Here is a 13,274-nt window from a genome sequence, read left to right as displayed (position 1 = left end):
ACGAAAATCCCCCTTTACATTTAGCTGCACATTAGAAAAAGATGACGGCAAGCCTTGCGTTGGCAATTTTTTCATACGGGATATCGATCGTTTTTGTCCGCGTCTTTTGTTTCACCGTTATGGTGGCTGTCTCGCCATCAAAAGCAGTAAGTTCGCCTTCGAATTCCTTTTCTCCTTCAATCGGTTCATATGTTTTTATATAGACATTTTTTCCGACAGCCTTCGCAAAATCAGCGGCTTTTTTTAACGGACGTTCCGCTCCCGGAGATGACACTTCCAGGAAATAATTGTATGGAATCGGGTCAACCTCGTCTAGTTTTTCGCTCAGTTTCTCACTAACGATCCCGCATTGTTCAATATCAATTCCCTGTTCTGAATCAATAAACACACGCAAAAACCAATTTTTCCCCTCTTTTACGTACTCAATATCCACTAATTCGAGGTTCATGTCGTTAAGAATTGGTGTTACTAATTCTCCCACCACTTCTGTAACTTTTTTGCTCATTTTGTCCCTCCTAAACCGAAAAATCCTTCACTTGCCGTCCTAAGAACGCCATTCGCTTTATCGACAGGAAGCTATAATCAATACGAAAGAGTGGGTTTCCCCACTCTTTTCTTACCTCTTATCTTTGCCATTTCCCCTAAAACTATAACATATTGGAAAATGTTTTGCAACCGATGACTAGAATAAGGAAAGTTGGTTATGGTCAGGCAAAGAGTCGAGACAACCGCGGCTCTCTAAATATTCAAGAATCGTTTTCGATACTTTTCCGCGTTGCTGTAAATCTTCTTTTGAGAGAAATTCGCCCTCTTCTCGAGCTCGCACAATACTCAAGGCCACGTTAGTCCCAAGACCTGGGATCGTATTAAATGGCGGGACTAGCGAGTTTCCATCAATGACAAATTCAGCTGCTTGCGAACGATACAGATCAATGTTTTGAAATGAAAAACCGCGCTCACACATTTCCAAAGCAATTTCTAGTACAGTCAGCAAGCTTTTTTCTTTAGCAGATGCATCGAGACCTTTCGCATTAATTTCCTCAATACGCTTGCGAATGGCAGCAGAACCTTTGACCATGACATCAAGATCGAAATCCTCTGCGCGGACTGTAAAATACGATGCATAATAGAGCAGCGGATGATGGACTTTAAAATAGGCAATCCTTACCGCCATTAGCACGTATGCAGCAGCATGCGCCTTCGGAAACATGTATTTGATTTTTTTGCACGATTCGATATACCATTCTGGCACATCGTGTTTACGCATTTCTTCTTCAAATTCTGGCGTTAATCCTTTTCCTTTGCGGACGGATTCCATAATTTTGAACGCTAGCGACGGCTCCAGCCCTCGATAAATCAAATAAACCATAATGTCATCACGGCAGCCAATCACTTCTGATAACGTACAGATGCCATTATGAATCAATTCTTGCGCATTACCAAGCCAAACATCTGTCCCATGAGACAGCCCCGATATTTGAACGAGCTCAGAGAATGTTTTTGGTTTCGTCTCCTCAAGCATTTGCCGCACAAAACGGGTGCCGAATTCCGGAATGCCTAATGTTCCGACATTGCACATAATTTGCTCCGGTGTCACTCCAAGCGATTCTGTTCCGCTAAAAATTTTCATGACTTCCGGATCGTCCGTTGGAATCGTTTTGGGATCAATGCCGCTTAAATCTTGAAGCATCCGAATCACGGTCGGATCATCGTGCCCGAGAATATCGAGTTTTAATAAGTTATCATGGATAGAGTGAAAGTCAAAATGTGTAGTCCGCCACTCCGAGCTTGTATCATCAGCTGGATACTGTATCGGAGTAAAGTCATAAATATCCATATAGTCAGGAACAACGATAATTCCGCCCGGATGCTGTCCTGTTGTACGCTTCACCCCTGTGCATCCCGCAGCAAGCCGATCCACCTCAGCGCCCCTTAGCGTTAAATTACGATCGCTTGCATATCCTTTGACAAATCCGTAGGCTGTTTTATCTGCCACCGTACCAATCGTTCCCGCGCGATATACATTATCCTCTCCAAACAGCACTTTTGTATAGTTGTGGGCGCGCGGCTGATACTCACCGGAAAAATTCAAATCGATGTCCGGAACTTTATCCCCTTTAAATCCAAGGAATGTTTCAAACGGGATGTCATGTCCGTCCTTTTTGTACTTCGCTCCACATTTTGGACAGTCTTTATCCGGCAAATCAAATCCGGATCCAACGGAACCGTCATTAAAAAACTCTGAGTGCTTGCAGCTTGGACAAACATAATGAGGCGGGAGCGGATTCACTTCCGTAATTTCCGTCATCGTCGCTACAAACGATGAGCCGACTGACCCGCGTGAGCCAACAAGGTAGCCGTCATCTAGAGATTTTTTTACAAGCTTATGAGAAATTAAATAAATAACCGCAAAGCCATGGCCAATAATACTTTTTAATTCTTTTTCCAGCCGCTGCTCAACAATCTCCGGCAGTGGATCTCCATATATGTCTTTCGCCCGGCGATAGCTCATTTCACGAATTTCTTCCTCTGCTCCCTCAATCCGCGGCGTATAAAGCTGGTCCTTAATCGGCTTTACTTCTTCAACAGAGTCGGCGATTTTTTGTGTATTGGTTACGACGATTTTTTTGGCTTTCTCTTCTCCTAAAAACGAAAAGCACTCGAGCATTTCGTTCGTCGTTCGAAAATATACGTCCGGCAATTCGTGACGATTAAGCGGATTCGCCCCAGCTTGCGAGTGAATTAATATTTTGCGGTAAATTTTATCTTCCGGATTCAAGTAATGGACATTTCCTGTAGCCACAACCGGTATGTTCAGCTTCTCCCCTAACGCGACCACTTTGCTAATGACCTCTCGAAGCATCGCTTCATCTTTGACATAATCCATTTCGATCAAAGGTTTATAGACCTCTGGCGGGTGAACCTCAAGAAAATCATAGAATTTTGCGATTTCCTCGACTTCCTCTGGAGCTTTTTGGATCATATTGTCAAACACTTCGCCTTTGTCGCAGCCAGATCCTACTAAAATACCTTCGCGATACTTCTGCAAAACCGAACGCGGAATGCGAGGAACACGATAAAAATACTGGATATGCGCCAGCGAAACAAGCTTAAATAAGTTTTTTAACCCCACATCATTTTGCGCCAAGAGCGTAACATGAAATGGGCGCGGCCGCTGATAAGAAGTTTCCTGTTTTGAATGCAAGTTCAGCTCATCATGATAAACAATGCCTTTGTTATGGGCATCCTTCAGCATTTTCATCAGCAAATGACCCGTCGCTTCAGCGTCGTAAATGGCACGGTGATGCTGTGTCAATTCGATATCGAATTTTTTACAAAGTGTGTTTAAACGGTGATTTTTTAGCTCCGGATATAAAAAGCGGGCCAGCTCCAGTGTGTCAATAACCGGATTGGTTACCTTTTGCAATCCAATTTTGTTCAATCCAACATTTAAAAAACCAATATCAAAACTCGCGTTGTGCGCAACAAGGACGCTGTCTCCCATCCATTCATGAAACTGGCGCAGCACCTCTCCCGCATCAGGAGCGTCCTTTACCATATCATCTGTAATGCCGGTCAGTTCAATCGTTGTTACAGATAGTGGATGGTGAGGGTTCGCAAATGAAGTAAAACGGTCAATAATTTCTCCATCTCTCACCTTTACAGCTGCCAGCTCAATAATGGTATTATAAACGGCCGACAGTCCTGTCGTTTCGACGTCAAATACAACAAACGTATCCTCCAATAGCGGCCGATGCGCTTCATTATAGGCAATCGGCACTCCATCATCGACAATGTTGGCCTCCACCCCGTACAGCACTTTCATTCCGTGCTTTTTCGCAGCGCTATAAGCTTCTGGAAACGACTGAACAACCGCATGATCAGTGACGGCAATCGCAGGATGTCCCCACTTTTTCGCTTGCTCAATCAGTTTCGATACAGATGTGACGGCATCCATTTGGCTCATCGGTGTATGAAGATGGAGTTCAACCCGCTTTTCTCCCTCGTTGGCTGTGTCTTTCCGTTCATTTGGCTTTATCTCATTGACATCATTGGCCAATAATACGAGATCGCGTACAAACGTATCGTTTTGTACACTGCCCCTTACTTTGACCCACATTCCTTTTTTCACTTTTCCCATTACACTAGCATCTTCTTTATCTCGCGAAAACATTTTCACAAGAATAGAGTTGGTATAGTCCGTCATTTTAAATGTCAGCAAGGAACGGCCGCTTTTTAGCTCCTTTACTTCAGCATCAAATATATATCCCTGCACCACAACACGACGTTCTTCTTCCGTAATGCTGTCAAGGGTGCGTACCTCTTCCTCCTTGATGGAGTAGCCGAGCACAAGCGGTCCAGAGCTTTCAGGAGCCGTCTCAGCCGGTGCTTCTTTCTTAGCTGTCATTTCTGTTAATGCCGCTAAGGCTCTTGCCTCATCTTCCTGCTGCTTTTGCGCCAAAAATTGCTCATACTCGCTTTCCGATTGCTTGATGTCCGTCTCGAGCTGCAAAAACGGAAAACCAAACGATTGATATACTTCTGCGATTTTAGCAGCAAACCGGCGCTTCAATGCAATCGCTTCTGCATCATTGCGAGCTGTAACATATAATTTGTTTCCAGTCACAGCCGGAAGCTGCTCGTGCAGTAAAGCAAGAAGCGGCGAAGAGATTCCTTGCAGCTGCTCTAAGCAAGTGGACCAATATCCTTGAACATCTTCAGGAGCAAACTGAGAGTCTAGCGTTTGAATCGTATGTTTAACATGGGCAATATGTTGAAATGTCTGAACGAGCTTTGTGCTGAACAGCTGATAAACTTGGTGGGGCAAAATTTTCGGCAGCAAGAAATAAAAATGCCAGCACTTGTTTCCTTTTTCTACAACAAGCTTTTGAATCTCTGCCCCCGAAAAATAGGGAACCATCTCGTCAGCCGTCAAGTCAAGTTGCTGCAATAATACTTGAAACCGTTCTTTTTGTTCGTTCGTTAACATGACGCCGATCGTTTCTCCTCTCTTGTTCAATGAAAGTGAATAGCAGAAGGGCTGCCCTACCGACAGGAATCAGCCCCAACATTCTACAATCCTTATTGTAAAAGACGTTTCATTGTTTCAATTAATTCCGTAACAGGCACTTCCATTGATTCTCCTGTTTGGCGGACCTTCACTTCCACGACTCCTTCACCTGCACGCTTACCGACAGTCACACGAACAGGAATGCCGATCAAATCACTATCGGCAAATTTCACGCCTGGTCGCTCTTGGCGATCATCATAAAGCACCTCAAAACCGGCCTGTCCCAATTTTTCGTACCACTCATCTGCAAGCTGACGCTGCTCCTCGTTTTTCAAGTTGATCGGGATTAAATGAATGTGGAACGGAGCAACAGAGGCTGGCCAAACAAGACCGTTTTCATCGCCAAATTGCTCAGCAATAGCTGAAAGCAAGCGGGAAACACCAATGCCATAGCAGCCCATGATCATCGTTTGCGTACGTCCATTCTCATCAAGATAAGTAGCGTTCATTGCTTCACTATAACGAGTCCCTAATTTAAAAACATGGCCAACTTCAATTCCCCGGGCAAATCGGATCGTTCCTTTTCCATCTGGGGAAGGATCTCCTTCTTGAATAAAGCGCAAGTCGGCGTATTGTGAAACAGTAAAATCGCGGCCAGGATTCACTCCTGTATAATGATAGCCGTCTTCATTTGCGCCGCATACACCGTTGACAATCGCCTCAACCGCATAATCGGCAATGACTGTGACTGATGCATCTACAGCAATCGGTCCGAGAGATCCGATTGGACAATTCATTACCGCCTTTGTTTCCTCAGGAGAGGCGAGCTCTACTACAGAGGCTTCCAGCAGATTTTTCACTTTGACATCATTGGCCTCATGGTCGCCTCGAACAAGCACAAGCACATATTTTTCATCGACTTTGAAAAGCAAGGATTTAATGCATTTTTCCGGAGCTACCTGCAAAAATGCTGCTACTTCTTCAATTGTTTTCTGCTCTGGAGTATGCGCTTTTTTCAATTCTTTCAGCGGTTCTGTGCTTTTTTCGTACGTAGCAACAACTGGTGCCATTTCAATATTGGCAGCAAAATCCGAAGCATCTGAATAAGCTATTGTGTCTTCCCCAATATCAGACAACACCATAAACTCATGCGTATCTTTTCCGCCAATCGCTCCTGAATCAGCAATTACCGCGCGGAAATTTAAGCCGCAGCGCCGGAAAATATTCGAATAAGCTTCATACATTTTGTTGTATACTTCATCCAGGCTTTCTTTAGAAGTGTGGAAAGAATAAGCATCCTTCATAATGAACTCGCGACCGCGCAGCAAACCAAATCGCGGGCGCTTCTCATCGCGGAATTTTGTTTGAATTTGATAGAGTGTTAAAGGAAGTTTCTTATATGTTTTTACTTCATCGCGCACCAGCGCTGTAATCACTTCCTCATGAGTTGGTCCAAGCGCAAAATCCCGTTCATGTCGATCTTTTAGCCGCATCAGCTCCGGTCCATAAGAATACCAGCGGCCTGACTCCTGCCAAAGCTCAGCCTGTTGAAGAGCAGGCATCAATAATTCAATTGCCCCCGCCCGGTTCATTTCCTCGCGAATAATCGCTTCTACCTTTTGCAGCACGCGCCGTCCAAGCGGCAAAAAGGTATATACTCCGCTTGAGCTTTGGCGTATAAACCCCGCCCGCAGTAAAAGCTGGTGGCTTTTCACTTCTGCATCTGCTGGAACTTCGCGTAGCGTTGGAATAAACGATTGACTTTGTTTCATCTCATTGCACCTCTTCATTCGATATTACAGGAAAAATTTTTGAATATCATTCCATGTGACAACTAGCATTAAAAGCATTAAAAGCGCAAAACCGATAAAGTGTACCATTCCTTCTTTTTGTCGATCAATCGGTTTGCCGCGCAATCCTTCAATTGCAAAAAATAGAAGTCGGCCGCCATCAAGGGCCGGAAGCGGCAATAAATTAACAATCCCAAGGTTAATACTTAAAATGGCGCCCCATTTCATCAAGTAATAAATCCCTGATTGTGCCACTTTATTGGTCGATACAGCAATGCCAACCGGTCCAGATAGCATATCAAGAGAAAATTCTCCTGTTATAAGATGTCCTAAACCAACCACAATTTGCTTTGTCCAATAATAGGTTTCTAATGCTCCTTGCTTGAAAGAGCCGATCATCGATTTTTCCATTGGACTGTAAACACCTATCAACCCAATGGTCTGTCCTTCGACCGTCTGTGCCTTCGGTGTGACAGGCACATCAAGCACTTGATCGCCGCGTTTAATTTTAAATACAAGCTTCTCCTGTGGATGAGCGCGAATCGTTTCCACTACTTGCGTCCAAGTTGTCACAGGCGTGTCGTCGATCGAAAGCACGACATCTCCTTGCTTCAGCCCTGCTTGACGGGCTGCCCCATCTTTTGTCAATTCCCCCAGAATCGGTTTATCAATGGGGTATCCTTGCAAAAGACCGATCAGTACAAACACAATAAACGCCAATACAAAGTTCGCCAAAGGTCCCGCCACAATCGCTAAGGCTCGCTGTCCTAGTGTTTTGGAAGCAAATTGGCGATGATATGGGGCAATTTGAATTTCTTGATGGTCCATAACAAAAAAGGCTGGTTCAGCTACGGGAAAACGAACGAGCCGTTCCCCGGTCTCATCCTCATAGCCGGCAATATACATCTCGCGTTCCAGATCCGCTTGCTCGACCTCAATGATTTTAGCGTTTGGATATTCATCTTTATGGTTGACAATAATTTTCTGCACATGTCCTTCATGATTGAATTCAAGACCGACAAGCTGTCCCGGCTTGACCTCTACCATTTCCGGATCTTCCCCGGCCATGCGCACGAATCCTCCAAGCGGAAGTAAACGAATGGTGTATACGGTTTCCTTTCGTTTAAACGAAAATACTTTAGGACCAAATCCAATGGCAAATTCACGGCACAAGATTCCTGCACGCTTCGCAAAAATCAAATGTCCAAGCTCATGGAAAAAAACAAGCGCACCAAAGATGACAACAAATGCAACCACTGTTTGTAATGTATTCAAATTTTCAACCACCCTTTAAGTTAATAGTGACTGGATATAGCGCCGCGTTTCGCGGTCTACCTCGCGGATCTCGTCAAGTGACGGATTCTTAATCACCTCATGTTTCTCAAGCGCCTTTTCCACCATATCTTCTATCATTAAAAAGCGGATGCGCCCGCTCAAAAAAGCAGCAACTGCTTCTTCGTTGGCGGCGTTTAATACGGTCGGCAAGGAGCCTCCTGCTCGTCCTGCCTCGTAAGCAAATTGTAAACAACGATAGCGCTCGAAATCGATCTGTTGAAAATGCAGTGTTCCGATGTCCGCCAAATTTAGCTTCCTAGCGTCTGGCAGCCTGAAGCGATCTGGATACGTAAGCGCATATTGAATCGGTACGCGCATATCCGGTGTGCCAAGCTGCGCGATGACGCTGCTATCATGGAACTGGACGAGGGAATGGACGATGCTTTCTCTATGTAACAAAACATCAATTTGTTCATACGGCAATCCGAATAACCAATGGGCTTCAATCACTTCAAGTCCTTTATTCATCATCGTTGCCGAATCAATCGTAATTTTGGCCCCCATCGACCAATTTGGATGGCGTAGCGCATCCTCCACTGTCACATGGTGGAGGTGTTCGCGCGTACAGTCCCGGAAGCTTCCTCCTGAAGCTGTTAAAATAAGTTTTTCGACATTGTTGTGCTTTTCTCCTTGCAAGCATTGAAAAATCGCAGAATGCTCGCTATCAACCGGAAGCAATGCAACATTGTGGTTTTGCGCAGCTTTGGTTACAATGTGCCCCGCCGTGACCAATGTCTCTTTATTCGCCAAAGCAATGGTTTTACGCGCTTCAATTGCTTTTAATGTCGGAATCAGCCCGATGCTTCCCATCAATGCATTGACGACGATCGTAGCTTTCGAGTAGGTTGCTGCCTCAACGAGTCCTTCATCTCCAAAAATGATTTTAACGGATCCATGAAATTCACGATAAAGGGCATCGTAGACAGCAGAGTCGGCAACCGCCACAAGCTCAGGATGAAACTCTTCAATAATGGCCCGGGCTGCTTCGTGATTTTTCCCTATGGACATCGCCACAAGGCAAAACTGATCCGGATGGGAACGAATCACATCAAGCGTTTGCATACCGATGGATCCGCTTGCTCCTAATAAGCTAATATACTTCAACATCTTCACTCCTAACCTTTTACAACACCATACTCATAAACAAATGCAAAATTGGCAACATAAACAATAAACTATCAAATCGGTCTAAAATACCGCCATGTCCCGGCAAAATATTACCGGAATCCTTCACGTTATAATGCCGCTTAAATGCTGACTCTACTAAATCGCCCAGTTGTCCAACAATCGACAGAACCACCGTCACCACAAGGAGCCATGGGATACTTGCAAAAAAATGAGTGCACAGCTGGTAGACGATGGCCACAACAAGCGCACAAATCGTGCCGCCAATGGAGCCTTCTATCGTTTTATTCGGGCTGATTTCCGGCCAAAGCTTCCGTTTTCCAAACGCCCGGCCAGTAAAATAGGCGCCGGTATCCGTTGCCCAAATGATGAATAAGGCATAAAACATATAATGCAATCCGGCTAAGCGAGTCTCCATAAAATAATAAAAACCAAAGCCGACGTATAATGTAGCAAGCAGCGAAAAAGCTGCATCATCAAACGTGAAACGATTTTTTGTCGTGACTGTGTAGATGAGCACGAAAAGAACCGCAAGCAGCAACAGCTCCATTTTTTCGAGATGAACATTGTCAAGCCATGAGCTGCGCAAAAGCAGTCCCCATAATAAAAGAAAGCTCACAACAGACTCAGGCGAAAGCAGCTGCACACGCTTCATGCGCAAAAGCTCAAACAGCCCAATCGTTGCTAATACATATGTTACTATTATAAACGGAATTCCGCCAAAAATAACGATTGGCAAAAAAAGAGCGGCGGCTATAACTCCTGTAATCACTCTCTGCTTCATCTTGTTTAAATTCCTCCAAACCGGCGACCACGCTTTTGAAATTCCGCAATCGCTTCTAATAAATGCTGTTCTGTAAAATCTGGCCAAAGTACATCAGTAAACCAAAACTCGGTATAAGCAAGCTGCCAAAGCATAAAGTTGCTTAACCGAATTTCTCCGCTTGTACGAATCAGCAAATCAGGATCTTTTAAATTTCTAGTCATTAAATAAGAAGCCACTACTTCTTCATCGATTTGCTCCGCAGATAAATGCCCTTGCTGCACCTGCTTTGCGATTTCTTTTACTGCGTGCGTAATTTCAGCGCGGCTGCCGTAATTTAATGCAAAATTTAAAATAAGACCTGTATTATGCTTCGTGTCTTCCACCGCTTTTTTAACAGCGGTCTGCGTATGCTCCGGAAGCTGATTGCAGTCCCCGATAACACGAACGGTTACGTTCTCTTCAATTAATTCTGGCAAAAAGGTGGTTAGAAACTGCTCGGGAAGCTTCATTAAATAGTCAACCTCGCTTTTGGGTCGCTTCCAGTTTTCAGTGGAGAACGCATAAAGTGTTAATACCTTAATTCCCAGTTCATTGGCAAAGCGAGTAATTTTGCGAACAACCTGCATCCCTTCATAATGTCCCGCCGCCCGCGGTAATGCCCGTTTTTTCGCCCAGCGGCCATTGCCATCCATAATGATAGCAACATGCTCAGGAACAGGCTGCTGCAAAATATTTTCTTTTGTATACTCAATCGAAAAATTCGATTGCTCTTTATGTTTCCAAATCTTATTAAACATCCTAGTCCTCCGCTTTTTCGATATTTTCAACATACTATGAGGCTAGTGTAATCAAGAAACAAAACATTCGTCAAACATGTACCTCATTTCGCTTTTTCATTATAGCAAAAAAACCCTCTTTGCACATAGAGGGTTTTTTGCATCAGCCAGCAAGAAGATTATACTTCCATTACTTCTTTTTCTTTTTCCTTTGTCAGAGCTTCGATTTTAGCGATATGCTCGTCGGTTATTTTTTGAATATCGTCTGTATAGCCACGCAATTCGTCTTCCGTAATGTCGCCGTTTTTCTCTAGCTTTTTCAAGTCATCGTTTGCATCGCGGCGAATATTACGAACGGCTACTTTCGCATCTTCTGAATATTTCTTGACAACCTTGACAAGCTCGCGGCGGCGCTCTTCTGTTAACGGCGGAATCGTAATGCGGATGACCGAGCCGTCATTGGATGGAGTTAATCCTAAATCAGAAGCCAAAATAGATTTTTCAATATCTTTTAAGATCGATTTGTCGTATGGTTGAATAACAAGCAAACGCGCTTCTGGGACCGTGATGCCCGCCAATTGATTGATCGGCGTCGATACCCCGTAGTAATCGACTGTAATTTTTTCAAGCAGCCCTGGATTCGCTCTTCCTGCGCGAATTCCGGCTAATTCGCGGCTAAAAGCCTGGACGGCTTTATCCATTTTTTCTTTTGTTGTTGTTAATACTTGCTTTGCCATGTTTATTTCCCCCTTACAATTGTTCCTATATTTTCGCCAAGAACAACGCGTTTTATATTGCCTTCCTCCATAATCGAAAATACAATTAACGGAATATCGTTATCCATGCATAAAGAGGAAGCTGTTGAATCCATGACGCCTAGTCCTTGTTTAATGACATCAAGATATGAAAGCTGGTCATATTTCACTGCATTTTGATCGATTTTGGGATCAGCGTTGTAAACGCCGTCTACATTATTTTTCGCCATTAAAATAACGTCTGCTTCAATTTCTGCGGCACGAAGCGCAGCCGTTGTATCAGTGGAAAAATAAGGATTGCCGGTGCCAGCAGCAAAAATGACGACACGTTTTTTCTCAAGGTGGCGAATCGCTCTTCTTCTTATGTATGGTTCTGCGACTTGACGCATTTCGATGGATGTCTGTACGCGCGTTTCCACCCCGAGATGCTCAAGGCTATCCTGAAGCGCCAGCGAATTCATGACGGTTGCAAGCATGCCCATATAATCAGCAGTAGCCCGGTCCATCCCCATTTCGCTGCCAATTTTTCCGCGCCAAATATTTCCTCCCCCAACTACAACAGCCACTTCCACACCTAGCTCTGCGATTTCTTTCACTTGCTTGGCAATGGATTTAATAATTGCGGGATTGATTCCAAATCCTTGATCCCCCGCTAAAGCTTCGCCGCTTAACTTCAGCACAACACGTTTATACTTTGGATTGCTCATGTTACTCCTCCGTGTAAGCTAATCTTTAAAAATAGGGAACACCTGTTGTGTTCCCTATTCCGCTTCGCTCATTACTTTCTAACTTGGTTCATTACTTCTTCAGCGAAGTTATCCTGGCGTTTTTCGATTCCTTCGCCCACTTCATAACGAACGAAGCTTTTTACTGTCGCACCATTTGTTTCAACAAATTGACGAACTTTCATATCTGGATTTTTTACAAACGATTGCTCTAGCAAGCAAATGTCTTCATAAAATTTATTTAAACGGCCCTCTACCATTTTTTCTACAATATTTTCTGGTTTTCCTTCGTTAAGAGCTTGTTGCTTTAATACTTCGCGCTCACGGTTAATTTCTTCCTGAGACACTTGATCGCGAGATACATATTTTGGATTAAGCGCTGCAATATGCATAGCTACATCTTTTGCAATCGCCTCATCTGTTGTTCCTTCTAGCACCGTCAATACGCCGATGCGTCCACCCATGTGAAGGTAAGCTCCAAACGCTGCATTGTCTCCTTTTTCAACAATTTCAAAGCGGCGAAGCGTTAGTTTTTCACCGATTTTGGCAATAGCGGCATTAATATGCTCTTCTACAGTTGTACCGTTATCCATTGTTTGCTGAAGCGCTGCTTCTACTGTTGCTGGCTTGTGCGTTAATAGATGAGCAGCAAGCTCTTTTACAAGCACTTTGAACCCTTCGTTTTTCGCTACGAAGTCAGTTTCAGAGTTTACTTCCAAAATAACAGCTGTATTGCCTTGCACTTCAATAAGTGTTGTTCCTTCCGCAGCAATTCGGTCCGCTTTTTTAGCTGCTTTCGCAATTCCTTTTTCGCGAAGCCAGTCAATTGCTTTCTCCATATCTCCGTTTGTTTCTGTGAGCGCTTTTTTACAATCCATCATGCCTGCGCCCGTTTTTTCACGTAACTCTTTTACCATTTGAGCTGTAATTGCCATAAGAATCATGTCCTCCTTCTAGTGTATACGCATATATGTAAACAAAATTCGCAGCG

General features: G+C 44.1%; 10 protein-coding genes. All 10 read right to left on the bottom strand.

From position 1 onward, the window contains the following. Nucleotides 1-31: 31 nt before the first annotated feature. Complete coding sequence (gene rimP / locus GRQ40_RS06875) at nt 32-505, bottom strand: ribosome maturation factor RimP (RefSeq protein ID WP_066147283.1); 474 nt, start codon at nt 503-505, stop codon at nt 32-34. A 177-nt stretch (nt 506-682) separates the two neighbouring features. Beyond that, a complete protein-coding gene (locus GRQ40_RS06870; protein ID WP_159719613.1) occupies nt 683-4,990 on the bottom strand; it encodes a PolC-type DNA polymerase III in 4,308 nt (1,435 codons plus the stop codon). Between the two features lie 92 nt (nt 4,991-5,082). Further along, nucleotides 5,083-6,783 carry a proline--tRNA ligase gene (locus GRQ40_RS06865; RefSeq protein WP_159719612.1) on the bottom strand — a complete coding sequence of 567 codons (1,701 nt, stop codon included), beginning with the start codon at nt 6,781-6,783 and terminating at the stop codon, nt 5,083-5,085. Nucleotides 6,784-6,807: 24 nt separating this feature from the next. Further along, complete coding sequence (gene rseP, locus GRQ40_RS06860; protein WP_159719611.1) at nt 6,808-8,076, bottom strand: RIP metalloprotease RseP; 1,269 nt, start codon at nt 8,074-8,076, stop codon at nt 6,808-6,810. 15 nt (nt 8,077-8,091) lie between these two features. Next, nucleotides 8,092-9,240: a 1-deoxy-D-xylulose-5-phosphate reductoisomerase gene (dxr, locus tag GRQ40_RS06855; protein ID WP_159719610.1), complete on the bottom strand. Its 1,149-nt coding sequence runs from the start codon at nt 9,238-9,240 to the stop codon at nt 8,092-8,094. A 19-nt stretch (nt 9,241-9,259) separates the two neighbouring features. After that, a complete protein-coding gene (locus GRQ40_RS06850) occupies nt 9,260-10,045 on the bottom strand; it encodes a phosphatidate cytidylyltransferase (protein WP_159719609.1) in 786 nt (261 codons plus the stop codon). Nucleotides 10,046-10,050: 5 nt separating this feature from the next. Then, nucleotides 10,051-10,824, bottom strand: coding sequence for an undecaprenyl pyrophosphate synthase (locus GRQ40_RS06845; RefSeq protein WP_044746110.1), 774 nt, complete (start codon nt 10,822-10,824; stop codon nt 10,051-10,053). 158 nt (nt 10,825-10,982) lie between these two features. After that, nucleotides 10,983-11,540 carry a ribosome recycling factor gene (gene frr, locus GRQ40_RS06840; protein WP_044746111.1) on the bottom strand — a complete coding sequence of 186 codons (558 nt, stop codon included), beginning with the start codon at nt 11,538-11,540 and terminating at the stop codon, nt 10,983-10,985. A gap of 2 nt (nt 11,541-11,542) precedes the next feature. After that, entirely contained in the window at nt 11,543-12,265 is a 723-nt protein-coding gene (pyrH, locus tag GRQ40_RS06835; RefSeq protein WP_044746112.1) for a UMP kinase, read from the bottom strand. Nucleotides 12,266-12,336: 71 nt separating this feature from the next. Further along, on the bottom strand, nt 12,337-13,218 hold the full coding sequence (gene tsf, locus GRQ40_RS06830) for a translation elongation factor Ts (RefSeq protein ID WP_066147271.1): 882 nt from the start codon (nt 13,216-13,218) through the stop codon (nt 12,337-12,339). Between the last annotated feature and the right edge of the window lie 56 nt (nt 13,219-13,274).

This window comes from Anoxybacillus sp. PDR2, assembly GCF_009834045.1.
GTDB lineage: Bacteria > Bacillota > Bacilli > Bacillales > Anoxybacillaceae > Anoxybacteroides > Anoxybacteroides rupiense.
Note: the sequence above shows the minus strand (reverse complement) of the source record. Positions and strands in the feature narration are given on the sequence as shown.